This window comes from Rhodococcus sp. NPDC057297 (assembly GCF_042667435.1).
Classification (GTDB): domain Bacteria; phylum Actinomycetota; class Actinomycetes; order Mycobacteriales; family Mycobacteriaceae; genus Rhodococcoides.
In genome coordinates, this window is record NZ_JBHUZE010000001.1 from 1,005,500 (window position 1) to 1,029,230 (window position 23,731).

Here is a 23,731-nt window from a genome sequence, read left to right on the forward strand (position 1 = left end):
GTGCCGTACGCGCTCAGCGAGGTGACGTCGGAGTCCCGCCCGAGCTGCCCGTCGACGGCAACTGATCCGGAACGATCTGCAGGCCCGGAGGCGGACAGTACGTGTGATCGCACAGGTCGAAGCCCCGGTCGCTCAAGTTGGGGACCGCTTCGGGATTGACGAAGATCAGACCGTCGGGCGAGGTGCAGGACACCGGACCGCACGTCGTGCCCAGCGGAAATCCCCGCGAATCGATCGGGTTCGGAGGCGGCATCACAGGCTCGGGCGGATCGAACGAGGCGACCGGCGGCGGATCGTAGGTGACATCCTGCGGTCGCGTCGTCGGGTCGTACGGCGGTGGATCGTACGGTGGCTCGTCGGGCGGGGGCTCGTACGGCGGCGGCTCGGACGCCGAGGCAATGACACTCGGTGGGACCAGCAGGGGCGTCGTCGCCTCGGCAGCAGGTGCGGGCGCCGGAACCGAACTGGTGGATGTGCTGTCGGAGGCCGTGGTCGCGGTGGGTGCCGCGGAGCTCACCGGCGTCGGAGCCTCGGCGTCGGCAGTACACCCGGCCACCAGCATCGCCGCGGCCCCCACCGAGACAGCCGCGCTCACCAGGACAGCAGCGTGCCGGGGTGCTCGGCTGCGATTCGGCATGTCCCTCCTGGCTCGGAATGTGTCTGGTTCATCGGAAGTAGGCGAGATTTCATTACCGAACTTCCCGGTCCGATAACGGTACCCGAGGCATTGCCCCAGCGTGGGGCCCCTGTTGACCGCGCGTGTCCGCAAACCGTCGCGCTGCCCGCGATCCGCGCCCGATCCCGTCGGGTCGCACGATTCACTCGACGAACCCGACCGCTCGGCAGTCCGGAAACTGCGAGAGTGGGTAGTTCGGCTCGAGCTGATTTTAAGTGCGACCGGCGTTCCGCGAAGCGTCCCCGAGGTTGGAATCCCTGCAGGTGAACGGGCCACGATCCCGTTTTCGCGACGCACCGACCCCACACCCGCGGGAGAAGTAAAACCCCGCGAAGGCGGGGAAATGCCGGTAACGTCCCCGAACTGAAACCGGCAGCACTGTGTTCGGTGAAATACGCGGCTGCAAAAGGGGAGATACGCGTGGATTTGTGGAACTATCTTCAGGGACGGGGGCAGTTCCTCTCGTTTCTGACGTATCAGCATGCGTCACTGGCGTTTCAAACAGTTCTCGTCGGCAGCGCCGTCGCCATCGTCATCGCGGTTGCGGTACACCGCCTGCCGCTGTTCTCGGCACTGACTTTGACGAGCAGTCGAGTGGCGCTGACCATTCCGTCGCTCGCGTTGCTGGCCCTGCTCATCGTCCCGTTCGGGCTCGGCGTTGTCCCGTCGTTCATCATGCTCGCGTTCTTCGCCGCAATGCCCGTGATTGGAAACGCCATCGTCGGACTGCGATCGGTGCCCGACGCGACCATCGAATCCGCCCGCGGAATCGGACTGTCCCGCTGGCGAATTCTCCTGTCGGTATCGCTGCCGATCGCGTGGCCCGTGATTCTCACCGGCATCCGCGTGTCCACCCAGATGGTCGTCGGTGTCGCCGCGATCGTCGCCTACGTCCTCGGACCCGGCCTCGGATCGCTCATCTTCAACGGACTGTCCAGGCTCGGCGGAACCAACTCCGTCGAAATGGCGGTCACCGGAACCGTTCTCATCGTCGTCATCGCATTGGTGTTCGACGCCCTGCTCGTCCTCCTCGGGCGCCTCACCATCTCGAAGGGATTGTCATGACCGACACCGACCGCACCGTCTCGGGTGCATCGATTCGGCTCGACGGCGTCGTCAAGCAGTATCGAGGCCAGACCAAGCCTGCTGTCCAGAAGATCGACCTCGAGATCGAAGCCGGACACATCGTCGCCTTCGTCGGGCCCTCCGGCTGCGGTAAGACGACAACCCTCAAGATGATCAACCGGCTGATCGAGCCCACCGAGGGCAGGCTCTTCATCGGCGACCGCGACGTCACCGGCGAGGACCCCGACAAGCTTCGTCAGTCCATCGGATACGTCATCCAGGCCGGCGGGCTCTTCCCACACTGGTCGGTGCAGAAGAACATCGGCGCCATCCCCCGAGTACTGGGCTGGGACAAGAAACGCATCGCCGAGCGCACCGAATACCTGCTCGATCTCGTCGGCCTCGACGCGGACACCTTCCGAGACCGACTCCCCAAGGACATGTCCGGCGGGCAGCAACAGCGCGTCGGCGTCGCACGTGCACTCGCAGCTGACCCACCGGTCCTGCTGATGGACGAGCCCTTCAGCGCCGTCGACCCCATCACCCGAGTCCGCCTGCAGGACAGCCTCATCGCGATCCAACACGAAGTCGCCAAGACCATCGTGATCGTCACCCACGACTTCGAGGAAGCCACCAAACTCGGAGACAAGGTGCTCATCCTCTCCGAAGGCGGAAAGATCGAGCAGTACGCCACCCCCGAAGAGATCCTCGCCAAGCCCGCCAACGCATTCGTCGAAGAGTTCATCGGCTCGGGTGCAACGCTTGCCCACCTGACGCTGTCGAGGGTCAAGGACGTCGAACACGAGCCCGTCGTCACCGCACGCGTCGGCGACTCGTCGCAGGAAGTCATCGGCCGCGCACGCGCCGCAGGCGTGACCTGGATCGTCGTCGTCGACGAGCACGGCAAACCCCGGTCCTGGCCATCGCTCGACGAAGTCGCCACCAAGGACACGGTGTCCGACTACATCGACCCACGCCTACCCGTCGTCGCACCGTCGTCGACGCTCAACGACGCACTCGACGTCATGCTCGCCGCCAGCCAGGGCGGAGTCGTCGTCACCGACGGCCGTGGCGTCGTCACCGGGTCGCTGACCATCAAGACCGTCATGTCGGTCGTCCGTGGCCAGCTCGACGAAGCCCGCGAGGGCGACGGCCACGTCTCCTACACCCAGCACGCGGAGGGGTCGGCCACATGAATCGACTGCGCCGCACACCGATAGACGTGTGGTTCGAGCCGCTGCTCATCATCGTTCTGGGCGTCGGATACTTCCTGTGGTACCGATCGACGACGCTCACTCCGACCGAGGAAGCATCGCTCGGCTGGTCGACCCTGAAAACCACGATTCTCGACCACATCCAATTGACCTTGACGGCAACCGTGTTCGTCGTCGTCATCGCGATCCCGCTCGGAATCCTACTGACCCGCGAGAAGGTCAAGCCGTTCAAACCGTTCGCGATCAACTTCGCCAACATCGGCCAGGCCGCACCCGCCGTCGGACTCATCGTGTTGCTGACGATGTGGCTCGGCACCGGCTTCAGAACCGCCGTCGTCGGCCTCGTCGTCTACGCCATCCTGCCGATCCTCCAGAACACCATCGTCGGCATCGACCAGGTGGACAAGCGAACCATCGAGGCCGCCCGAGGCATCGGGTACTCCGGTATCCGTACACTCGTCCAGGTCGAACTGCCGTTGGCCGTTCCCGTCATTCTCAACGGCGTGCGGACCGCCCTGGTCATCCTGGTCGGCACCGCGACGCTGAGCACGTTCATCGGCGCCACCAGCCTCGGCACCCTCATCACGACCGGCGTGACCCTGTTCCTCCCGAAACTGCTCATCTCCGGAGCCATCCTGGTCGCGCTGCTGGCGCTGACGATCGACTGGCTGGGACGCCTCGTCGAACTGTTCGCAACCCCACGAGGAGTGGCATGATTCGGCATTCTCTACGGGTCGGAGCTCTCGCGCTCATCGCGAGCGTCGCCGCGGGCTGCGGACTCGTCAGCTCGTCCGGAACCTTTCAGTCCACCGACCTGGTCGACGGTGAAAAGCCCTTGGACGGAGCATCTCTCGTCGTCACCTCGAAGAGCTTCACCGAAGGTGTACTGCTCGGAAAGATCACCGCGACGTACCTCGCGGCAGCCGGTGCCAACGTCAGCGATCTGACAGGTGCACCGGGTTCGGCCTCGTCGCGCCAGGCCCAACTCAACGGAGACGCGGACATCCTCTGGGAGTACACGGGTACAGGGTGGGTCAACTACCACGGTGAAACCGAGACGATCGCCGATCCCGACGAGCTGTGGCAACGCGTGCACGACCTCGAGCTCAGCTCCAACAACCTGGAATGGCTGCCGCCGGCCAACTTCAACGACACCTACGCGTTCGCTGCATCCGCAGGCACCGCGGAGAGGCTCGGCGTGAAAACCCTGTCCGACGTCGCCGCGCTGCCCACGAACGAACGCACCTTCTGCGTCGACGACGAATTCTTCTCCCGCGCCGATGGATTCGGTCCGATGCTCGACACCTACGACATTCCCCTCGACGGACCGAACGGCGTACCCGGTGGGAACGTCACCAGAATGGACGCAGGCGTCGTGTACACCTCCACTGCGCAGAGCTCGCCCTGCAACTTCGGCATGGTCTACACCACCGACGGCCGCATCAAGAACCTCGACCTCGCCGTGCTCGAAGACGACCGAAAGTTCTTCCTGCCGTACAGCGGTACCGCCGTCGTCCGCGCACCCGTCCTCGAAGCACACCCGGAAATAGCCGACCTCGTCGCCGTGATCTCCGAGCGCCTCACCGACGACCTGATGCAGGAACTCAACGGCAAGGTCGACATCGAAGGCGAAGACCCCGCCGACGTCGCCTACGAATGGCTGCGGAGCGAGGGTCTCGTCACGTGAGCCGGAGCTGGGCCAAGCGTTCGGCGACTGACGGAACTTCGGAGAAGCGGGCCGCTGCTCGGCGTGCCGAGGAACGGTAGGAGGGATCGGTCAGGACATCGTGGATCGCCCGACGCAACCGCGGAGCATCCTCGACGGTCAGACCGGCGGCGGGCGAGTTGGGCGCGACGGTGATTCCCGCGCCCAGGCTCTCGACCATCGTTGCGTTGGTCGGCTGATCCGCGATTATCGGAACGGTCACCAACGGAATACCTGCGGCCAGCGCTGCCAGCGTCGTACCCGAACCGCCGTGACACACGACGGCACTCGCACGACACAGTATGTCCTGGAGCTCGATCCAGTCGACGACCTCCATGCGATCGGAGCCGCGCAGGGTCGATCCACCGCGGCCGGTACTGGCCAAGACGCGCACATCGAGGTCGGCCAGCGCGGTCACCGCAGCATCCCACGTGCCACGAATGTGCTCGAGCTGCGTGTTGACCGTGCCCATCGTCAGCCACACCAACGGCGGGTTCTGCTCCGTGCGCACATCCAGGTCTATCGTGAACCCGTACCGGCGCGTATCCGAATACCCCGTCGGATCGTCACCCGGGAAACGCGTCAGATACGGCGCGGCCTCCAGCGTCGTGGTCACACCCGGTGCGTAGTCCTCGATGACCCGGCTCGCCATCCGCAAACCGGAAATATCGGCAAGTCCAGGCGAAATGCCCACCGTGGCTACAGGTACCGCGCTCCGCACCGCGGCGATTGCACTCGCGTAATCGCAGGGCTCCCTCACAATCAAGTCGGGCTCGAAATCGGCCACCGCAGCGACGGTCTTCTCCAACGCCGCCGCCGTGTTGATGCGGCCGAACAACTCGACCTCGGCGGCACGTACCCGCACCTCCCTGTCACTCGACGCCAACGCTCGCCGCACCCTTGCCACCTCGTCGGCGGGCGGTGCATCGACGACGCGTACATCGGCACCCGTCGACCGCGCAGTGGCCACCTGCCCCGGTGGCACGACGAGAGTGACGTCGTCACCTGCCTCGGCCGCAGCATCGACGAAGGGAAGCAGCGGACCGAGATGGCCTTCACCACCACTGGCAGCAACAAGAATTCGCATCCGTCGGACGCTACCGGCTCGGCCTGCACATCGGTTGTAGGTGCCGTGGCCTGTCGGTATTGTCCAGATCACTCGATACCAGGAGGCCAGATGACGCTCGACAGTGTGGTTGCGATTCTCCCGGTGGAGGACTTCGCCGAAGCGCGTGCCTGGTACACCACCCTTTTCGGCCGCGAGCCGGATATCGAACCCATCGAAGACACCGCCGAATGGCAGATTGCCGAGAACGCCTGGGTGCAGGTCTGCGTCGACATCGCCTCGGCGGGCAGAACCTCCGTCGTCATCGGTGTGCGCGACATCGACGCCCACGCGACGGCACTGACGGCCGCGGGTATCACCGTCGGCGAAATTCAGGAATACCCCGGAGTCGTCAAAACCGTCGCAGCCCCGGACCCAGCAGGCAACACTGTCACCTTCGTACAGGAATTGACGCAGGGCTAGGCGGTCGGCACTCGTAATGGCCTATCGTTGCCCCTCGTAACGAACCTGTCGGTACGAACGACATTGCCGTCGTACTGACATCGAGTAGGCAGCGAGCATCATGAGCGAAAGATCGGCGAGAGTGCGGTGGACCGACGGCCTCGTCGTCGTCGGTATCGTCGCGGTCGGGATCCTCGTGGCCGGAGCCCTGCAGGGTCCTGTCGAGCCCGAATCGACCATGGCAGCAACGACTCCCACCGTCGAACCCGAGGCGCTCGCCCCTGAAGAATACGTGCGCGTGAGCGAGCCGGTGGATACCTCCGCGCCCATCCCCGGATGCGACACCGTCGTGGAAGCGGAGGAGGAAAGATTCAGCATGAGCTTCGTCGGGGAGCGGTCCTACGACAACCCCAGGTTCCCATGGTTCAACGGACCCAAAGCAACTGCCATGTCCGACGCCGTCGCCTCGGCGCTTCCCGACGATGTCGAACTCGCCTTCGCCGCGCCGCAACAATCGCTGCAGTTCGGCCCGATATTCGACTTCGGCGACGACGACGAACCCCCCTACAGTGGATCGACCGACGCCTGGGGCGCCGTCAGCCGCGGCGACGCGTCGGGCTCGGTCCAGGTCAGTGTGCAACAAGCGCCACAAACGGTGCCGGACTGCGTCGCGGGTTCGCTCGACGAACGTAAGACCTTGCCCGACGGCACGGTCGTGGATCTGCTCGACACATGGGCCGAGATCAACGGCATCCGCACCATCAGCCGCAGCGTGCAGGCGTACACAAGCGACGGAACCTGGATTCACGTGAGCGCCGACGACAGAGCCAACACACCGGAGCCGTCGAACAGCGGAGAAATCCCGTTGACGCTCCCCGAATTGGAGCTGATCGCAACAGAACCCGCACTACGAGTGAGCACGCCGGTTCCGCCCGGCACACCCCCGCCGAGCGGCGGATGCAGCGGCTACACCGAGAACGGGGGACCCGATCTCACACGTGAAGACCAGCAACGACTGAACTCCGCACTCGCATCGGTCGACCTGGGAGCGGTGGGTCTCGATCGAAAGCTCGACACACTCCAACCGTCGGACATGGGTTCGGACACGCTGTGCATGGCGTCCAACGTCGTCGGCGCCGACGAAACACTGCAGCTGAGCATCGCCGGGGGCCAGAACGTACCCGTCGAGGACGAGGTCCGGCCGGACCCGTACTCGGGTACGCAGAACACGTTCCGCTCCCTCGCCGACGGGACCGTCGTGCAGACGTCGGCCGGTTACTACGGCGTCACGGGCGAAGGCGGCGACGGTGACTACCAGCAGCGGTCCTCCAATACTGTCACCGTGACGCGGCCGGGCGGAACCCGCGTGCAGATCTCGGCCAGTTCAGCCGGGTCTCCATTGCTTTCGCTCGAACTCCTGGAATCGATTGCCCTGACGCCTGGTCTGGAGGTCTCCTGATGGCCGATCGAAGTAGGTGACACTCTTGTCCCCGCAGCTGGGGTGAACAGGGACGGTCATACGTAGAGCACCCCGTCGACGGCGAGGGAGGGATCCGGGTAGGCCAGGGTGTCTGCCTGTTCCATCAATTCGACGGGGGCATAACGGGTCACGTCGTCGAGTCGCTTGCCTTCCTCGTCGTAGAGGTTCAGAGTGGACACGAGGGTGATGCCCTCGTAGTTGTCATGAGTGAAGCTGACCTGCAGCTTGCCGTCAGGCCAGTCGCCGACGAAGCGGACATCGACATCGTGCATGCGCGAGGAGAACTGCCTGCCGTGAAGTCGACGAATGCAGTATGCGACGTAGGACGCGTGATCCGGTGGCCACGGTGCGACCGGACGGCAGTGCTCGGAAATGTCGAGTTCTTCAGTGCTGGTTATCGTTCGGGGTTCGGAAAGCGTAGAGATGTGTAGGAGGCTCCGCTGGGAGGTGATCAGATACAGGTCCTCCCCAGTGGCCGCGCCTTCGACCCCCCGCGTGCCGGCGAAAGTCCGGCGATGCACCACTCGGTCGCCGCGAACAGCTTGAACCATCATCGTTTTCCACGACGTGTCCTGACCCCAATGCCATCTGATTCCGTTACCGACGGCACGCTTGCGTCGGTGTGATTCGTTGTACGTGACGTCGGCGTACTCGCTGGTGTGCCAGTCTCCGTCGAGGGGGCGACGCGGGTAGTCGGCCGGATCGATGCTCGTGGCCACAGTATCGAGAGGAACATCGACCCAGGACTGCGTCCAGGTCAGTGCGTATCCGTCGGGCTCGGAGTGGGTGCGTGACCACGGTTCGTGCTCGACGCCCAGGTGAAGTGACTTCTCGTCGAAGTCGGCCGTGATCAGATGGCCGCGGAGGGTGACAGCCACCGTTCCGCCGTCCGGTTTCGCCAGCAGCAGCTGCGGGCCTGCGTAAGAACGCCGCAGCGGCGGAGTATCCGGACTCCGCGCGACGTCCCGCCGGGCCCGCCCCGGTCGAAAACACCATGCTCCGATGCTGCCCGAAGTGAGAAGTGCTGCTCCTCCGATGTATTCAGCATGACGGAGACCATCGGGAGTGACGCGGGCCAAAGCGTCGGCGCCCCGGTAGTGGAGCCAAAGACCGCCTTCGTCACTCGAAATGTCGAGGGTTCTGGAGGTCGCGGGAAGTTCCGGCCACGAGACAAGGCGATCGAGAGAGCCGGTCGCGGGATCCAGGAGGGCTGCCACGGGCTGGGTTTCATCGATGACCCATACGTACCCGGCAGCGACATGAATATGGCGGGGCCGCAACAACCTACGGCGAGGCTGCCCGTCCGAAAAAAGCGGGGCGCTCATGCGCCTTTCTGCAGTGTCATGAAAACTAAGGTACTCGTCTGTGAGTGGAAATGTAGGCCCTGGCCTACATTTCCACTCACATAGGGGTTAGCCGCCGGGCTGAGCGGGGACTTCCTCGAGCTGCGGCTGCGGCTGCTGTGGTTGTTGTTGTTGCTGCTGCTGCTGCTCTTGCATCTGCTTCGCGAACTCGCAGTTGGACTGCGCGTAGGTATCGATGCGAGCGCTGGCGTCACGCGCGGCGGTGAAGCTGTCCACGTCGATGGTCGCTTCCGTCTTCTGCTGGTACTCCTCGAACGTCGACGCCTCGGTCACCAGATTCGTCACCTGAGCGCTCGCGTCCCTGACCGTCGTCAGATCAGCCGCGATGTCCGGATCGGCGGCGGCGATGGCCGGGTCGTAGTGCTCGGACAGTCCATCCCCGTACTCCTGGAGCACTGCCTGCATACCCGGCCAGTCAGCCGGATCGATCTGCGCCGAAGTCTGCGAATTCATCTCGAACGTGGAGATGTCCTCGAGCTGAGCGCAGAGGTCGCCGCCCGACGCCTCGGCGTTGTCGTCGGTCCCCTCGTCGGAACTGCAACCGGCGAGGCCCAGGCTCAGGGCGGCTGCGAGGACTACGATCGAGCGGCACGACGGCTTCATGCGGTTACTTCTCCAAACTTCTCGACGGTTTCTGCGTCCCCCACAGTCACAGTTCCGGGCTGCGATGTCGAATCTCGCATTACGGGCCGTTGTGACGAACGACAATCGGCGCGGTCACAGCGCGCGCCTGCCTGCGGCAGAGGCGAAGCCCAGCCATGTGTGCCTGTTGCCCGCCCAGCACCACCCGACCTTGGGCGCATTGCGGTTGCCCACCCCGTCGCGGCCGGTGCCGTTGCTGATCCACACCGCGGGTGTACGGGTGTCGAGAGCGCCGTTGGGCTTGCGTAGACGCGAACCGATCGTCATGAAGCAGTGGCCTCGTTCCAGGACCTCGGGTACCTGCAGTAGCCAGTGAATACCCTCGAGGAGTGTGAGGGGGCTGCGGCCGGCCGCCGTGATCGACGGCAGAGCCTCGTCCGGGTTCCAGTTCTCCATCTCGTCACCACGCTCGGGGGCATCGACGAGATACGCCGGCCCCAGCGGCATCGACAACGACTCGATCGGTTCGAAACGGTCGACGTCGTCCATGTCGGACACCACGAACCCGGACTTACCTTTCCGCTGCACCAGCGGAGCGAGCTGCGACGGTTGAGCACGGCTCAGGATCAGGAGGGCGTCGCCGTCGGTGTTGTTGGAGACGACGGAGGCGACGTCATTCTCGGTCATACCCGCGACGGTGTGAACACCCAGTTCGATCAGCCTGTCTGCTTGCTCGTTCAGTGACGGAAGTACGAATGTCATGGCGCGCCCTTTCTCCGCCGTACAGTGTACGTCAGTGCTGGATTGAGTCGATCTTGTTTCGAACATATGATCGAACGATGCGAGTGAACGGTTCCAGCGGCGGAGTGGATCCGCACCGACGGCCGTTCAAGGTTCTGACGCCTGCAGTCAAGGTCCTCATCGACCTGTCCGTCCTGTACCCGCAACCCCCGCACCACAGTGGAACCTTCACCGCCGACGGTTTCGACGTCCGACGAGTCGTGCCGGGGGACCTGACCGAATGGTCGATGACCGTCGACGGCGACTGGATCGGCCGCGTCACCTACCAGCTCATGTCCAAGGATCGGTGCGAGACAGTCACGCACTGGGTGCCCAGTCGAGTGCTCAAACCGCTGACGAGGGGAACTAACCGAGGACAGTGACGATCAGCGCCGGGGGATCGGATTCGGTGGTGACGGTGAAATCCGGACGTTCGGACCCCGTCCCGACGAACGCCTGAACGACCCCGGCTGTCGCGCTCGACGTCAGCAACGACCGAATGCCGCCGTCGGCCGCTACCTCGACGTCGTTCCCCGGATCGGCCGACGGCGACGAGATCAGGTCGACCTGCAGAATCGACGTCCCCGGCACATCGAGGTCGCCTCCCGCGTAGGTGGCGGCAGAGTCGACGTAACGCCCCACGTAATTGATCACGCCCTCGCCGGCGAACGTGAACACCGCCCGTGCGTCGACGACCTGCACGTCCGCGATCCCGAAATCTCCGTACTCGTCACCGGGAGCGGTGGGAGTCGAGTCCGACGGCAGCCCGTGGAACGGCGGTGGAGTTTCCAGAACAGGACTGCCCACGGTGAAGGAACCCGACACCAACCGCAGATCCGCGGCAGTCACTTCCGTGGTCGACTCCGTCTCGGACTGCACTTCGTTACTGCTGCAGGAGGCAAGAAACAGGCTCGCCGCCGCCAGCAGCGCCACCCCAGCTCGCATGGACATGACACTATACGGCCGAGCAGTGAGAGGATGCATCGGTGAAAACCGGTGAACAGATCGTCCAGGAACTCCCGTGGAAGTGGGGCGTGCAAGGCCGCATCTTCGTCATCGGTGGTCTCGGCTTCATGTTCGACGCCTGGGACGTGGCACTCAACGGCTTTCTGACGCCACTCCTCGGGTCCTACTGGGACCTGTCGCAGGCCGAGCGAGGCCTGGTCGCCACCGGCAACCTCATCGGAATGGCTGTCGGCGCCGTGGTCTGGGGCACCATTGCGGACCGTCTCGGCCGCAAGAAGGCCTTCGCGATCACTCTGTTGATCTTCGCGTTGTTCTCGGTGCTCGGGGCTCTGTCGCCCAACTTCGAGACCTTCGTACTACTGCGGTTCCTCGCGGGCTTCGGCCTCGGTGGCTGCATCCCCGTCGACTATGCCCTCGTCGGTGAATTCTCGCCGCGGCGGATTCGTGGAAAAGTGTTGTCCGCCATGGACGGTTGGTGGCCCATCGGCGCCACCATCTGCGGCGTCGTCGCCACCCTGTTGGTGCCGATCGACGGAGACGTGCGCTGGCGAATCATGCTGCTGTTCATGATTCTGCCTGCGCTGCTTCTGTTCTGGGTCAGACGCGGGATTCCCGAATCACCGATCTACCTCGCCAAGGTGGGCCGTGAAGCAGAGGCGCGAGCGATCATCGACGACATGGTCACCCGCACAGGCGCTACGCCGCAGGATTATTCGATCGTCGCGCAGACCTCCCCGAAACGAGGCCTCGCCGCGGTCTGGCGCTACAGCCCACGGATCACCTCGGCGTCGTGGCTGCTGTTCGTGTCGATCATGCTGCTCTACTACGCCGCACTCAGCTGGATGCCGTCGATCCTGCGCAGAGAGGGCTACGACGATTTCGCGGCCTTCGCCGGAACGACGCTGATGACCGCCGTCGGCATCGTCGGCGTCGCCGTGTCCGCATACCTCGTCGAGGTCGTCGGCAGGAAATGGGTCATCGGCATCTCCGGGCCGCTGGCAGGCGCGGCGCTGGTGCTGTTCGCGGTGATGCTCGACGTCGGATCCGGCGTGCTGGTGTGGCTCGCAGTGTTCGGGTTCGTGATCCAGATCGCCATCCCGGTCCTGTACTGCTACGTCTCCGAGCTCTACCCGACGGAGCTCCGCGCCTCGGGATTCGGTTACGCCTCCTCGGTCAGCCGTATCGCGACCGGCTTCGCGCCCCTGCTGTTCGGGTCGGTGATGTGGCCGATCCTCGGACTGCCACTGACCTTCGCCATCGTCACCGCGTTCGTCGTCTTCGCGGTGCTGTGGATGGCCTACGCCGCTCCGGAGACCAAGGGAAGGGAGCTCGACACGTTGGCAGTGACGCCCGGTCACAGTCAACTCTCAGGCTCACCGTGATCGCAACTGGTGACAATGCGCTCTCGATATTGAAAGTTTGATCGGTCGGACTGCACACGATCGAAAGGGCTTTTGCATGACATCCACAGTCGAGTCGGTCGGGGTCGTCGAGCCGGGCTCGCCGGAGTATCGAGAACTGCTCGCCTCCATCGCCGAAGGCGCGAGCGCCCGCGACCTCGCCGACGAGAATCCACACCAGCAGATCGACGCACTCCGCCGAGCCGGATTCGGAGCCCTGCGACTGCCCAAGGACATCGGGGGAGCGGGACTGACAGTCCGCGAAACCTTCGGCGTCATCATCGATCTGGCAGAGGCAGACCCCATCGTCGCGCACATCCTGCGCACACACTACTGGTTCGTCGAAGAACGACTGCGCGAAGCAACCGCCGTCGACTACGCCGGGTACGACAACGACCGATGGATCCAACTGATCCTGCAGGGCAGAATCTTCGGCAACGCCAGCAGCGAACGAGGTTCGCAGGCCGTCGGAAACTTCAAATACGGAACCCACCTCACCCCACACGCAGACGGATACCTACTCGACGGCCAGAAGTTCTACTCCACCGGCACACTGTTCTCCGATTACGTCAGCATCTGGGCCGACGTCGACGGCACCGCCGTGGCCTCCGTCGTCGTCCCCACCGACCGCGACGGCGTCACGATCGTCGACGACTGGGACGGTATCGGCCAGCGCCGCACCGGAACCGGAACGACACGATTCGAGAAGGTGCACGTCACCGACGACGACATCGTCTCGCGCATCCCACTCGACGCAGCACCGGACCCGTCGTACCAATTCGCCTTCCTGCAGCTCTACCTGCACGGACTGGTCAGCGGAATCCTCCGTAACGTCGTCAGCGACGCCAAGAACCTGATCCAGAGCCGCACCCGCGGATTCGCACACGGACCCACCGAAGAACTCCACCGAGATCCACTGTTGCTGAGCGCACTGGGAACCCTCGCCAGCACGGCATTCGCCGCCGAGGCCACCACCCTCGCAGCCGCCGACGCCATCGACACCGCCCACACCTCACTGAACAATGGGGTTCCCGACCCTGCCCTTGCAGCGAACGCCTCCCTTCGCGCCTCCGAAGCCAAGGTTCACATCGACGAGATCGCCACCCGCGCAGCAACAGTGCTGTTCGAAGTCGGCGGTGCATCCGCAGCATCACGCGCCAAGAACCTCGACCGACACTGGCGAAACATCCGCACCATCACACTGCACAACCCAGCCGCCTACAAAGCGTCGGCGATCGGGAACCACGTACTCAACGGCGAGCCGTTGCCGTTCAACGGATACTTCTGAGAAGGGCTTCCACATGTCTCGTGAACTTCACCTCGCTGGATTTCTCATCGCATCCCACGTCACCCACTCGCACGCCGCCTGGCGGCATCCGGCGTCGGAAACCGATTACCTCGGCCCCGACTACTACGAGCGGGTCGCGAAGATCCTCGAACGCGGCAAGTTCGACTTCCTGTTCTTCGCCGACCTCCTGGCGACACCCGTGCGCTACGGCAACGACATCACGGTGCCGATCAGCAGCGGCACTCAGGCGTCGGCGACGATCGATCCTTCCCTCGTCGCCGCGACACTCGCCGGCGTCACCGAGAAGATCGGTCTGGCAATCACCAAGTCCACCACCTACTTCCACCCGTACGAGGTCGCGCGCATCTTCAGCACGCTCGATCACCTCAGCCGTGGCCGCGCGGGCTGGAACGTGGTCACCTCCCTCAACCAGGCCGAGGCCCAGAACTTCGGGATCGACAACCACCTGCCACACGACGAGCGATACGACCGCGCGCACGAATTCCTCGAGGTCGCCTACGACCTGTGGGGCAGCTGGGATCGCGATGCGCTGGTGCAGGACAAGGTCTCCGGAGTGTTCGCCGACCCGGACAAGGTACGCACCATCGACCACGACGGAACGTACTTCAAGTCCCGCGGCCCCCTGACATCACCGCACTCGCCGCAGAGCCGACCCGTCATCTTCCAGGCAGGCTCGTCGCCGACCGGCCGCGACTTCGCCGCCCGCTGGGCCGACGCGATCTTCGAGATCGACCCGACGAAAGAAGGTCGCAAGGCCTACTACGACGACGTGAAGTCGCGGGCGTCGAACTTCGGCCGCAACCCCGACGACATCAAGATCTTCCCGTCGTTCGTCCCCTTCGTCGGCGAGACCGAAGCCATCGCGCGGGAAAAGCAGGCATTCCACAACGAACTGGCCGACCCGATTTCCGGGCTGATCACACTGTCGGTCCACACCGACCACGACTTCTCGCAGTACGACCTGGACTCACCCGTCACCGACGTCGCCGTTCCCGGAAGCCAAGGCCTGTTCGATCTGGCCCGACGCCTCAGCGACAAGGATGCGCTGACCCTGCGCGACATCGGCAAGCTGTACGCCCAGGGGGTTCTGTTGCCACAGTTCGTCGGCACCGCCTCGCAGATCGCAGACCAGATCGAAGAGGGCTTCCACGGCGGGGAGGCCGACGGTTACATCCTGTCCGCAGCCCAGGCGCCGGGCACCTTCGTCGACTTCGTCGAATACGTGGTGCCCGAGCTGCAGCGACGCGGACTGTTCCGCACCGACTACACCGGCACGACGCTGCGCGATCACCTCGGCCTGTCCGACGCCTCACTCACCCCGGCTCCGAGGGCGCAGGCAGTACGTGCCTGACAGGAATACCTGGGGTGATGGACCTACCACCCTTTGTGCGGACCTGGCACACCTACGTTGAAGCGACAAGGCGTGTCGACTCGGTAAAAAGGGTGTCAGGTTCCGACCCGTGACCGTGTAGTCGACGGTTAGCATGCCGGAATTCGGGTACTCGCCCGATTCGCGGTAGCCGAGACACGGCTACGGGTAGGGGAAAATCATGCGCTTCGTCACTCTGATCGTCGTAGTCTGGCTCGTCATCGGCGCTTTCGCCGTTTTCCAACGTGGATACTTCGACAGTGCGCCCGAGAACTGCGCAGGCGTCGGAACCATCGCGCTAACCGTCGTCGCAGGCCCGCTCAACTACGCAGGCGTGAACCCCAAGGTCACCGACTGCAACCTTCCCGAGCCGAGTCAGTAGACCCAGCTCACCGAACAACGGCGCAGGTCAGCCTTCGCCGTTGTTCGGGTGGGTGCACACCGCGCACACGCCGGCGAGAACGTGATGTCCATCGCCGACCGGGCGCGTTGGGGATCACCCTGCATACCCTTGACGAGTGAACCGTCGGAATCTCTTCGTGGTGCTGGCCGTGGTCCTGCCGGTTCTCGTGGTGTCCGTCGTCGGTGTCGGCGGTTATCTGACGTTCACCAAAGCCCGCATCGACCCGATCACGAAAGCCGACGCCATCATCGTTCTCGGTGGCGAGCACGACGGCCGTGAGGCGTACGGGGTGTCGCTGGCGGAGCAAGGAGTGGCGGACACCGTCGTGCTCTCCGACCCCTATGGGCCGTCGGACCCCTACATGAAGAAGTACTGCGGCGTGACGACCGAGAAGTACAGCGTTCTGTGCGAGGAACCGATCCCGAGCACGACTCGGGGGGAAGCGATCTTCACGCAGCGCCTCGCGGAGGAGCGCGGCTGGGACCACGTCATCGTCGTCAGCTGGCGCTACCACCTGCCCAGGGCCAAGCACATCTTCGGACAGTGCTTCGACGGCGACGTCACCATGCAGGCCGTCCCTCGGACCTACAACTTCTCCCTCGTCTACTGGGAGTACACGTACCTCTACCAGCTGGCAGGCTTCGCGAAGGCCGTAGTGCAGGGCGACTGTCAGAACTTGCGGTAGAGCGTCAACCCCGAGCTGTACAGCAGGAAACCCAACATGGCGCACGCGATACCGCCGACCACCGTCGCCGCGAGAACCACGACCGCCCGCCTGTACCGTCGCGCCCTGACCTGCGTGACGAAGACCAGTGCCACGGAACTCATCGGCGCGAGTGCGGCAAGGAATCCGAAACTCGCGACGCCGACCAACCACTCGGGCGGTGCAGCAGCCGTCACGAATCCCAGAACCCCGCAGGTGATCAGTGTGAGCATCACGACGCGTTCGGGATCGGTGACACCCGCAGTGACGTGATAGTGCACCAACGCACCCAACGCCCCACCCACCGCGATGAGCAACAACAGAGTCATCGCGGCGCAGGCCTCGTCACGAGGGCTCCAGCGGCAAGAGCGAGCACCGCGACCACCGGCGTCGCGACGATGTACAGAACCGACTTCCACGCCCCGTCGTGAGTGATGCCCTGCAGCGCGTAGAAACTGAACGTCGTGAAACCGCAGGCAAGCCCCGTAGCGGCCGCACGCGTCAGCGTCGCGTTCCGTCCCGACAGGTAACCCAGCGTCGCACCGAGCAGCAGACACCCGACGACGTTGATGCCGAAAGTATTGATCAACAGCCACTTCGGCGAATCCCGCCAATGCCAGATCTCGTACCGGACCACCGCGCCGACCGCCCCGCCGAAAGCCACCGTCGCGCTCACTGCGGGGCGGGTGGGCATCACACAACGAGACCTTATCGGCCGCCGAGTCGGTCGGCACTGTCCACGGAGGGAGATCACAGGACGGACTCGGGTATGTTGGCTGCTGTGACGCTAGACGAGGCAGGGCCAGGCCCCCAGCATTTCGATGTGGCTGTGGAGTGGCGCGACGGCGCCGTGATCGTGACAGTGTCGGGGGAACTCGACCTCGTCACCTCCCCACAATTGTCCGAGTCGGTGGAATTGGTCCTGGAGAAGGGCCCTTCGGCGGTGGTGATCGATCTGTCCGACGTGTCGTTCCTTGCGTCGGCAGGCATGTCCCTCCTGGCATCCACCCACCAGAAGTTGGGTGGCGCGGCGGGCTTCGCCGTCGTGGCCGACGGCCCCTCCACCGGTCGTCCCCTGACCCTGGTCGGCCTGCACGAGGTGTTCGGTATCTACGCGACCGTCGAGGAAGCGCTTGCTGCGCTACGGACGGGTAATTCCTGAACTTCTGGGTATGACGGGATCATGATGGCAATTGCATTCGGTGGAGAAGACGCCGTGGTCGCTGCTGCCAAGCCGCCTTCCGCACAAGTTCCAGGGGACGTCATGCGCCTTGAATTCGACGGAGAGTCGGCGGTTGCGGAGCGTGCGTCCGCGCTACGCGTTGCACTCGGTGAATGGTTGACGAGCTTGCAGGTTGCGCCGGAACGTGTCTACGACGTAGTGCTGGCGACGTACGAAGCCCTGGCCAACTCGGTGGAGCACGCGTATTCAGGTACATCGGGCACGCTCGACATGCACGCTCTGTGGACTCCCAACTCAGGGCGCATCGAAGTGACGGTGCGCGATCACGGTGCTTGGGCGGTACACGCCCCCGACGCGACGCGCGGCCGTGGAGTGCCGTTGATGCACGCACTGGCCGACTCGACGGCCGTCACCTCCGACCACGACGGCACAACCGTTCACATGGTCTGGGATCCCGCCACGTAAGTCGCGTGGTCAAAACCCGGACAACGCCATTTGTGACGGAGCACAATAGCCGTCTAGTGCGGCTCCTCCATTCAGGTGTAGGTCCGAGAGTGGACCCCGAGCACCGGCCCGGGTTACAGCGCCGCACACGGAGGCGCCCATGGTTCCGTCACCCGTTCCCGGGGCAGTGATAGCACAACGCTATCGGCTACTGACCAGGCAGGATTCCGCACCGTGGCTGACGCGCTGGACAGCCGACGACCTCTCGACCGGCAGACACGCCATCCTGACACTGGCACATGTCGACTCGATCCAATCGAGGGATCCCTCACCCGGTGCGGTGCGCAGATTCTGTGAATCGGCACGAACGAGCAGTGTCGGACGAGTCCGCGTGGTCGACCCGGCAACGACGGCACCGTATGTCGCCGTGGTCGGAGACTACCCAGCGTTGCCGACGCACGATGCCGAGGTCGGTCGAGAAAAGCCGAGTGCAGCACAGGTATTGGGGACCACCGCCCTTGCTGCCGCGTTCCTGGCCGTCCTCGGCGGCGGCGGATGGCTGCTGATGACGAGCATCGCAGGCGGAGACTACGGCGACGTGCGCGGAGCCGTGACCGCTCCCACCCTGCCCACCGCGCAGGTCCAACCAGTGATCGCAGCACCCGTCGACACCCCGATCCTGCCGTCCGGCGCCGAAATATGGTCGGCCGTCCGAGCACCCGACAACGCTGCCGACGCCACCCGCGCCGTCGACGCCGACCCGTCGACCTCGTGGTCCACCGACCTCTATCGCGCGCCTTTCGGAGACACCGACAACGGGATCGGGGTCGTCGTGTCGTTCGCCGACGCTGTCGACCTGGCGAAAGTCTGGGTCGCGACGCCCCAGCCCGGAGCCGTCGTCGAAATACGAACCCCACCGGAACAGGACGGAACCCTCGCGTCGACGCAAGTCCTCGGAGCCGGGACACTCGGCACAGGTGCCACCGACATCACCGTCGACGCACCCACCGGATTACGTGCGGTACTGATCTGGGTGGCCGAGCTGGCACCGTCGGGCATGCAGTACGTGGCGGATCTGGCCGAGATCGGATTCACCGGACGCTGATGACGCGACGGCGGATCACGAGGCCGATTGCTTGACCCGCGAGAAGGCCGGGCCGGCGAGAAACCAGATGCCCAGAACCAAGCCGAGTGGACGAATGCTGGACAACAACGTTGCCGCCTGTTCGTCGGATGCAACCGTGTACGCCAGGGCCACCAGGACTGCCGCCGCGATCGCGCAGGCCTTGACCGCGCGGAACCAGTCCTCCCACAGGTAACGGCGGTAGGCCTCCGAATCCTTGTCCAGCTTCACCGGCGGCGGGCCACCGGCGAAGCGATGCGCGATGCGCACATCCAGCCACGCGATCATCGCTGGACCGAACCCGACACTGAACCCCAGATAGTAGGCAGCAAGGTGGTGGATCGAACCGACCGGCGTGCCGCGACCGAGATCGAACGCGACCGCGACGATCAAGACGACATCCAACACCGGAACCGAAGCCAGGATCCACGTTGCGATTCGACGCTTCCCCAGCACGTAACGGACCAGAAGCCCGCTCAGAATCAACGCCCAGAACCCGATCTCGCAGACGACGATGACGGCGGCGATCATCGTCCGAACCTCATGACTGTCATGGAAGAAAGCCTCGCGCAGAACAGCACGTCACCGCGTCGGCCGTCGGAGCGAGATTCACGTCCTCCGAAAGTACGACCTACCGCGTCGTCGTACCTACCGCGTCGTCGTGGTGTCTTCCGAATCCGAATCGGTCTCGGTCGTCGTACCACGATTACGCGGAGACCTGCTCGTCGTCTCGGACCCCGGCGTCCGAGACTGCGTGGTCGTCGTAGGCCTGGTCGTCGTCGGTTCGGTCGTCGTCGGCTTGGGCGTCGTGGGAACAGCGACCTGCCATGTCGGAGACGGCGGAACCGTGATCACCGACGAACTCGTCGCACTGACCACGGTGCTCAGATCCGAACGAAGTGCAGGCGGTTGGACGCTGTCGCTGGTGTCGTCGAACGCCCCACCCAGTGCACCGATCGACAGACCGACCACGACGGCAACTCCGGCGATCGCCACCGCCGAGATCGCGATGACTTTGTCGCGCATGTTCGATAAGCCTTGTCCGCTCGGACCGCCACATCGACCTGTGGCAGTGCTGCGAGAACGCTACCGCAGGGCATCGCAGGTGCGCTCGGCGTGGGAATCCGTGCGCGGTCAGAGCAGGCGCAGTACCGCAGGCAGAACATCGGCGATCTGCTGACCGACCGCCTCGTACACCTCGTGCTCACGGCGGTACGGATCGTCGATGTCCGCAGCGTCCACACGGTGCCGCGCCCGCGCCTCGGCGATAGCATCGACCGTCCGCGCCCCCGACGCCTCCGCCAGAGCAGCCGCCTCGAGAAGCGTGAACGTCCGCCGAAGCTTCCGCGGAGCAATCGCCAGCACTTCGTCCCGGTGCCGCGTCGTCATCGTCAGGATCACATCCGCCTCGTCGGCGATCCGCGGTGAAATCCGACGAGCCACGAACCCCTCCGACTCACCGCCCAGCTGACGCAACACCGTCGCCGCCGTCTCGTCCATCGCATGCCCCGACAGCCCATGCGTCCCCGCACTGGACGTCGTCAGCTCCTGGCCGCTCTCCTGCGCATACGCCGCAGCCAGCCTCTCCGCCGTGGGAGATCGACAGATATTGCCGGTACAAACGAAAAGGACATGCACGCGGGCCACCTTAGACCCCGGCCGTTCCGCAGGCTCCCCAGTAATCGCAATCCGGAAGGTCTCGCGCTACAGTGATGGCCGAGCGGGGGTTCGAGACTGGATCGTTACAAATCTTGTCGGCGAGTCCCCTGCAGTCCAAGTGAGGCAGGTCATGACTGAGGTTCTCGGTGTGTCGGTGGGGGCTAGTGCTGTACGCATGGCCCGGCCCGACCTTCGCCTGCGTGGCTCCGGCGCCCGCGAACTCGACTTCCGGAATGACACGGTCGACGCGCACTGGGACCGAGCCGAGGAAGTCGCTGCCGAAACCATCGGAGTGATGCTCGCGCAGAACCACGGTGACCGCTACGTCGAAGCAACGGGCGTCGCCTACCGCGACCAGCAGCAGTTCGGCGACATCCAGCAGGCAATGTCCGACCAGCAGCTCTACAACTATCGGCTCGTACCCGAGGCGCGGGCCGCGCTTGCCTACCTGGAGGCATCCGGCGAGATCGGCGACTTCGGCACCATCGCGCTCTACGACCTGGGCAGTTCCGGCCTCACCATCAGCGTCGTCGATCGCGCCTCCGGCGAGGTGCTTCTCGCCGAGCGCACCACCGACATCAGCGGCTCGGACTTCGACCGACTCATCTGCGACAACCAGCTCGCCAAGCAAGGCGTCGACCTGAACGACTCGGTCGGTCTGGACGAGTTCGTCACGCGATGCCGCATCGCCAAAGAGCAACTCTCCACATCCGGCGCCGTGTGCCTGCCGGGAGAGAGCGGCGTGATCCTCATTTCTCGTGAATCGTTCGAGGCGCTCGTGACCGTCCCGATCGAGTACTCCGCGAGACTGGTGCGCGACGTCATCTCGCGATCCCCACAACACGTCGACGCGCTGTTCCTCGTCGGCGGCGGTGCACGCATCCCGCTGGTCGAGGCAATCCTCCGGTCGTGGACCGGACTCCACGTCGTCACGCCTGTCGAACCGGAATCCGTTGCCGCCAAGGGCGCGGCGCTCCTCGCCACCCCCGTCGGAGATGCCCCTGCAGCCGGTCCGTCCTCGACGCCTCTCTACGACTCGGCGCCCGCCGCATACGGCGACCGAAACGGTGCTGGGGGCCGGAACGGTGCCGGTAACCAGCACAGCACGGGAACGCAACACAGCACGGGAACGCAACACGGCACGGGAACGCAGCACGGTGCCACCGAGCTGAGCGGCGCGCCGGACTGGCTCAGTCCGGATCCGACGGATCGCTCGGCTACCTCCAAGCGCAAGATCCGCGGCGCAGCCCTCGTGGCGGGTGGACTCGCCGTCGTCGCAGCGCTCGGCCTGACACTCGGATACGGCGGCTCCGAGGACTCCACCAGCGCTCCTGCCGACAACGAAAAGCCGTTGACCTCGGCTCCGTCGTCGGCACCGAGTACCACCACCGCGCCCACGACAACAACAATCCCGCCGACGACGACCGTCGAACCTGCCCCGGCCGCTCCGGCCCCCGTCGAGACCTACCAGGAGCCCGAGTACCAGGCGCCTGCACCTGCTCCGGCACCCCCGCCTCCACCCCCGCTGATCCCCGGACTCCCGGAGTTCCAGCTACCGCAGATTCAGCTTCCGCCACCGCCGGTCATCGAACTGCCGCGATTCTGATCGACGCTCGTGGACGGTAGATCCTCGGCTGCAGGCAACCGGAGGTGTGCTACTACGCCCAGGTGATCGGAGTCGGGGATGTGCACCGGGTTCACCTCGAGCGCGTCGACACCGTCACTGGTCACCACGTGGTCCAGTCGCGCCAGCGGTCGTGAAGCAGGGAAGGTGCGGAACAAGCCGGCCCCGGCGGCGTCCGCTGCATCCTGAAATCCGTCGGACGCGAGCGAGCGGAACTGGCGGTGATCACCCGTGGCGTTGAAATCGCCCGCCACGACGACGACACCCGGATAACCGTTCATAAGGTCACGCATGCGAGCGAGATCTCGGTCCCACTGCTCGGTGTGGCGGGGAGTCGCAGGCGACATCGCGTGGAACGACACGAGCGTCAGTCCGACACCGTCGACGATGGTCCGGGCGCGAACGGGCACGAAGCCGAAGTCCGGCAGTTCCTCGCCATCGGTGAGGGGCGTCCTGCTCCACAGACCCGTTCCGTCGGCGACGGGTCGGGGCGCGGTGACGCTGTGAGGAAGTACCTCTTCGAGGCCGGCCGCGACGAGGCGGCTCACTTCCTCGTCGGTCAGTTCCTGTACAGCGAGGACGTCGGCATCCGTCGACCTCACCTGGGCGACGATGGCCGCGGCGTCCGCTTCGCCATGGGCCGCGTTGATCGTGAGCACAGTCAGTTCGGTTCCGGCGGCCGTGTGGTCCTCGGCGACGAAACTCGGAACCTGGACTGCTGCGAAGACCGCAACCGCGGTCAGCGAGACCGCGACGCCCACCTTGGACCTGGCGAGAGCGAACAGGCCACCCGAGACCGCCGCGGGAATGGCGGCGAACGGCATTCCGACGAGAAAAGCGACAACTGTGATTTGCGTCACACCGACTTCGCGTGCGACCAGCATTCCCGTCGAAAAGGCAAGGATTCCGCTAGCGATGACGACGGCCGATGTGCGTAGAACGCGGCGCATCCGCTCGCCTCCGTTTCTTCCAGGCCGCAAGCGGCAATCGGTCGATCTCGGGTTGACTAGACTCCGTATGTGCCCAGCTCAGACCCCGTATGCAAGTGTGGCCATGTGCGTACCGCGCATCAGCATTACAGGCGCGGAAGCGACTGTTCCCTGTGCGAATGCGATCGTTTCAGGCGGCCCATCCTGGCATTCATCACCGGAGCGGTCGATCGTTAGCTCAGCACC

General features: G+C 64.8%; 28 protein-coding genes. 16 read left to right on the forward strand and 12 right to left on the reverse strand.

Annotation, left to right across the window (positions count from 1 at the left end; genetic code table 11):
- Positions 1–13 precede the first annotated feature (13 nt).
- Positions 14–637 (reverse strand): hypothetical protein, encoded by a 624-nt coding sequence (locus tag ACFULT_RS04680; protein ID WP_378480778.1) that lies wholly within the window; start codon positions 635–637, stop codon positions 14–16.
- 459 nt (positions 638–1,096) lie between these two features.
- Between ACFULT_RS04680 and ACFULT_RS04685 the strand changes: the two genes are divergently transcribed.
- Genes ACFULT_RS04685 through ACFULT_RS04700 form a run of 4 tightly spaced genes read left to right on the forward strand, consistent with a single transcriptional unit; the run spans position 1,097 to position 4,642 of the window.
- On the forward strand, positions 1,097–1,741 hold the full coding sequence (locus tag ACFULT_RS04685) for an ABC transporter permease (protein WP_037107241.1): 645 nt from the start codon (positions 1,097–1,099) through the stop codon (positions 1,739–1,741).
- On the forward strand, positions 1,738–2,937 hold the full coding sequence (locus ACFULT_RS04690) for an ATP-binding cassette domain-containing protein (protein ID WP_019663895.1): 1,200 nt from the start codon (positions 1,738–1,740) through the stop codon (positions 2,935–2,937). The genes ACFULT_RS04685 and ACFULT_RS04690 overlap by 4 nt, the downstream gene beginning before the upstream one ends.
- The gene (locus ACFULT_RS04695; protein ID WP_026347574.1) at positions 2,934–3,671 is read left to right on the forward strand and encodes an ABC transporter permease; all 738 of its coding nucleotides are present in this window, start codon (positions 2,934–2,936) and stop codon (positions 3,669–3,671) included. Before ACFULT_RS04690 ends, ACFULT_RS04695 begins: the two co-directional genes overlap by 4 nt.
- Positions 3,668–4,642, forward strand: a complete 975-nt coding sequence (locus ACFULT_RS04700; RefSeq protein ID WP_094719732.1) for a glycine betaine ABC transporter substrate-binding protein — start codon at positions 3,668–3,670, stop codon at positions 4,640–4,642. Before ACFULT_RS04695 ends, ACFULT_RS04700 begins: the two co-directional genes overlap by 4 nt.
- Here the strand turns inward: ACFULT_RS04700 and ACFULT_RS04705 are convergent.
- Positions 4,635–5,747: a glycosyltransferase gene (locus ACFULT_RS04705; RefSeq protein ID WP_378480779.1), complete on the reverse strand. Its 1,113-nt coding sequence runs from the start codon at positions 5,745–5,747 to the stop codon at positions 4,635–4,637. The two genes, ACFULT_RS04700 and ACFULT_RS04705, sit on opposite strands and share 8 nt — an antisense overlap.
- Positions 5,748–5,837: 90 nt before the next feature.
- Between ACFULT_RS04705 and ACFULT_RS04710 the strand changes: the two genes are divergently transcribed.
- Together ACFULT_RS04710 and ACFULT_RS04715 are read left to right on the forward strand one after the other, a co-directional pair.
- Positions 5,838–6,188, forward strand: a complete 351-nt coding sequence (locus ACFULT_RS04710; RefSeq protein WP_378480780.1) for a VOC family protein — start codon at positions 5,838–5,840, stop codon at positions 6,186–6,188.
- Positions 6,189–6,288: 100 nt separating this feature from the next.
- Positions 6,289–7,626: a hypothetical protein gene (locus tag ACFULT_RS04715; RefSeq protein WP_378480781.1), complete on the forward strand. Its 1,338-nt coding sequence runs from the start codon at positions 6,289–6,291 to the stop codon at positions 7,624–7,626.
- A 56-nt stretch (positions 7,627–7,682) separates the two neighbouring features.
- Here ACFULT_RS04715 and ACFULT_RS04720 read toward each other — a convergent pair whose 3' ends face one another.
- From ACFULT_RS04720 to ACFULT_RS04730, 3 genes are all read right to left on the reverse strand, one after another.
- Entirely contained in the window at positions 7,683–8,972 is a 1,290-nt protein-coding gene (locus ACFULT_RS04720) for a hypothetical protein (RefSeq protein ID WP_378480782.1), read from the reverse strand.
- A gap of 87 nt (positions 8,973–9,059) precedes the next feature.
- On the reverse strand, positions 9,060–9,614 hold the full coding sequence (locus ACFULT_RS04725; RefSeq protein WP_378480783.1) for a hypothetical protein: 555 nt from the start codon (positions 9,612–9,614) through the stop codon (positions 9,060–9,062).
- A gap of 114 nt (positions 9,615–9,728) precedes the next feature.
- A complete protein-coding gene (locus ACFULT_RS04730) occupies positions 9,729–10,355 on the reverse strand; it encodes a DUF5701 family protein (RefSeq protein WP_378480784.1) in 627 nt (208 codons plus the stop codon).
- 77 nt (positions 10,356–10,432) lie between these two features.
- Here ACFULT_RS04730 and ACFULT_RS04735 point away from each other — a divergent pair, with 77 nt between their 5' ends.
- Positions 10,433–10,756: a hypothetical protein gene (locus ACFULT_RS04735; RefSeq protein ID WP_037107261.1), complete on the forward strand. Its 324-nt coding sequence runs from the start codon at positions 10,433–10,435 to the stop codon at positions 10,754–10,756.
- On the opposite strand, the gene ACFULT_RS04740 is transcribed toward ACFULT_RS04735, so the two are convergent.
- Positions 10,740–11,318 (reverse strand): hypothetical protein, encoded by a 579-nt coding sequence (locus ACFULT_RS04740; protein ID WP_378480785.1) that lies wholly within the window; start codon positions 11,316–11,318, stop codon positions 10,740–10,742. The two genes, ACFULT_RS04735 and ACFULT_RS04740, sit on opposite strands and share 17 nt — an antisense overlap.
- Positions 11,319–11,359: 41 nt before the next feature.
- On the opposite strand from ACFULT_RS04740, the gene ACFULT_RS04745 reads away from it, so the two are divergent.
- The 5 genes from ACFULT_RS04745 to ACFULT_RS04765 all read left to right on the forward strand — a co-directional run bounded on the left by ACFULT_RS04745 (position 11,360) and on the right by ACFULT_RS04765 (position 16,505).
- The gene (locus ACFULT_RS04745) at positions 11,360–12,721 is read left to right on the forward strand and encodes an MFS transporter (protein ID WP_378480786.1); all 1,362 of its coding nucleotides are present in this window, start codon (positions 11,360–11,362) and stop codon (positions 12,719–12,721) included.
- 76 nt (positions 12,722–12,797) lie between these two features.
- Positions 12,798–14,027 carry an acyl-CoA dehydrogenase gene (locus ACFULT_RS04750; protein ID WP_037107267.1) on the forward strand — a complete coding sequence of 410 codons (1,230 nt, stop codon included), beginning with the start codon at positions 12,798–12,800 and terminating at the stop codon, positions 14,025–14,027.
- A 13-nt stretch (positions 14,028–14,040) separates the two neighbouring features.
- On the forward strand, positions 14,041–15,399 hold the full coding sequence (locus ACFULT_RS04755; protein WP_094719726.1) for an LLM class flavin-dependent oxidoreductase: 1,359 nt from the start codon (positions 14,041–14,043) through the stop codon (positions 15,397–15,399).
- 199 nt (positions 15,400–15,598) lie between these two features.
- Positions 15,599–15,799, forward strand: a complete 201-nt coding sequence (locus ACFULT_RS04760) for a hypothetical protein (protein ID WP_019663878.1) — start codon at positions 15,599–15,601, stop codon at positions 15,797–15,799.
- Between the two features lie 136 nt (positions 15,800–15,935).
- Positions 15,936–16,505 carry a YdcF family protein gene (locus ACFULT_RS04765; protein WP_378480787.1) on the forward strand — a complete coding sequence of 190 codons (570 nt, stop codon included), beginning with the start codon at positions 15,936–15,938 and terminating at the stop codon, positions 16,503–16,505.
- On the opposite strand, the gene ACFULT_RS04770 is transcribed toward ACFULT_RS04765, so the two are convergent.
- Positions 16,490–16,852 (reverse strand): CrcB family protein, encoded by a 363-nt coding sequence (locus ACFULT_RS04770; RefSeq protein WP_037107277.1) that lies wholly within the window; start codon positions 16,850–16,852, stop codon positions 16,490–16,492. The genes ACFULT_RS04765 and ACFULT_RS04770 overlap by 16 nt on opposite strands.
- Positions 16,849–17,217 (reverse strand): fluoride efflux transporter FluC, encoded by a 369-nt coding sequence (locus ACFULT_RS04775; protein WP_378480788.1) that lies wholly within the window; start codon positions 17,215–17,217, stop codon positions 16,849–16,851. Before ACFULT_RS04775 ends, ACFULT_RS04770 begins: the two co-directional genes overlap by 4 nt.
- 75 nt (positions 17,218–17,292) lie before the next feature.
- Between ACFULT_RS04775 and ACFULT_RS04780 the strand changes: the two genes are divergently transcribed.
- The 3 genes from ACFULT_RS04780 to ACFULT_RS04790 all read left to right on the forward strand — a co-directional run bounded on the left by ACFULT_RS04780 (position 17,293) and on the right by ACFULT_RS04790 (position 19,255).
- Positions 17,293–17,685 (forward strand): STAS domain-containing protein, encoded by a 393-nt coding sequence (locus tag ACFULT_RS04780; RefSeq protein ID WP_176459931.1) that lies wholly within the window; start codon positions 17,293–17,295, stop codon positions 17,683–17,685.
- Positions 17,686–17,706: 21 nt separating this feature from the next.
- Complete coding sequence (locus ACFULT_RS04785; protein ID WP_241483678.1) at positions 17,707–18,171, forward strand: ATP-binding protein; 465 nt, start codon at positions 17,707–17,709, stop codon at positions 18,169–18,171.
- A 139-nt stretch (positions 18,172–18,310) separates the two neighbouring features.
- Positions 18,311–19,255, forward strand: coding sequence for a hypothetical protein (locus ACFULT_RS04790; RefSeq protein WP_094719723.1), 945 nt, complete (start codon positions 18,311–18,313; stop codon positions 19,253–19,255).
- Between the two features lie 15 nt (positions 19,256–19,270).
- Here ACFULT_RS04790 and ACFULT_RS04795 read toward each other — a convergent pair whose 3' ends face one another.
- From ACFULT_RS04795 to ACFULT_RS04805, 3 genes are all read right to left on the reverse strand, one after another.
- The gene (locus ACFULT_RS04795) at positions 19,271–19,804 is read right to left on the reverse strand and encodes a hypothetical protein (protein WP_378480789.1); all 534 of its coding nucleotides are present in this window, start codon (positions 19,802–19,804) and stop codon (positions 19,271–19,273) included.
- Positions 19,805–19,921: 117 nt separating this feature from the next.
- The gene (locus tag ACFULT_RS04800) at positions 19,922–20,299 is read right to left on the reverse strand and encodes a hypothetical protein (protein WP_378480790.1); all 378 of its coding nucleotides are present in this window, start codon (positions 20,297–20,299) and stop codon (positions 19,922–19,924) included.
- A 108-nt stretch (positions 20,300–20,407) separates the two neighbouring features.
- The gene (locus ACFULT_RS04805) at positions 20,408–20,920 is read right to left on the reverse strand and encodes a low molecular weight phosphatase family protein (RefSeq protein WP_378480791.1); all 513 of its coding nucleotides are present in this window, start codon (positions 20,918–20,920) and stop codon (positions 20,408–20,410) included.
- 142 nt (positions 20,921–21,062) lie between these two features.
- Here ACFULT_RS04805 and ACFULT_RS04810 point away from each other — a divergent pair, with 142 nt between their 5' ends.
- Complete coding sequence (locus ACFULT_RS04810; RefSeq protein WP_378480792.1) at positions 21,063–22,538, forward strand: Hsp70 family protein; 1,476 nt, start codon at positions 21,063–21,065, stop codon at positions 22,536–22,538.
- On the opposite strand, the gene ACFULT_RS04815 is transcribed toward ACFULT_RS04810, so the two are convergent.
- On the reverse strand, positions 22,496–23,506 hold the full coding sequence (locus ACFULT_RS04815) for an endonuclease/exonuclease/phosphatase family protein (protein WP_037104310.1): 1,011 nt from the start codon (positions 23,504–23,506) through the stop codon (positions 22,496–22,498). The genes ACFULT_RS04810 and ACFULT_RS04815 overlap by 43 nt on opposite strands.
- Between the last annotated feature and the right edge of the window lie 225 nt (positions 23,507–23,731).